The sequence below is a fragment of the Escherichia sp. AM3 genome (genome assembly GCF_032029835.1).
GTDB classification, from domain to species: Bacteria; Pseudomonadota; Gammaproteobacteria; order Enterobacterales; family Enterobacteriaceae; genus Escherichia; species Escherichia coli.
In genome coordinates this window covers 1-429 of record NZ_JAVUPQ010000589.1, presented here as the reverse complement: position 1 = coordinate 429, position 429 = coordinate 1, and the positions used below count along the sequence as shown (strand labels likewise).

Below are 429 nucleotides of genomic sequence, written 5' to 3'. Positions count from 1 at the left end.
CCGGGAAACGCATGCTGCCGGAGTGCTGACGAAAATTCATGCCACCCTCGCCACGCTGGAAGATAAAGGCGTCAATGCCGCCTTTTGGGATTTCCCAAACCTGGGACACGGGCCGATGTTCAATGCCTCCTTTCGCCAGGCACTGTTAGATATCAGTGGTGAAAACGCAAATTACACAGCAGGTTGTCATGAGTTAAGCCACTAAACACTGCCCGCTTTTACGCGGGCAGTACGCCTGAAACACTACGATCAGAATGATGCGGTAACTCCGGCATAGTAAGCCCGGCCTGGCTCGTTATAGGTATTCGCCCCTTCAGAAGATCGGAAGATCTGTTTATTGAGGATATTACTGACGCCGACATTAAGACGCAGATTTTTATTAATATCGTAATTGAAGTTCGTCCCCACCAGTGAATAAGCGCCCAGCTC

At 50.1% G+C, this 429-nt stretch carries 1 protein-coding gene and 1 pseudogene; one reads left to right on the top strand and one right to left on the bottom strand.

From position 1 onward, the window contains the following. Positions 1-205: pseudogene (locus RTW80_RS27400) on the top strand (Salmochelin siderophore protein IroE); the annotation flags it as partial. Between the two features lie 44 nt (positions 206-249). On the opposite strand, the gene RTW80_RS27395 reads toward RTW80_RS27400, so the two are convergent. Continuing rightward, the coding region (locus RTW80_RS27395) for a TonB-dependent receptor (RefSeq protein WP_312721234.1) at positions 250-429 on the bottom strand (180 nt) is incomplete at its 5' end.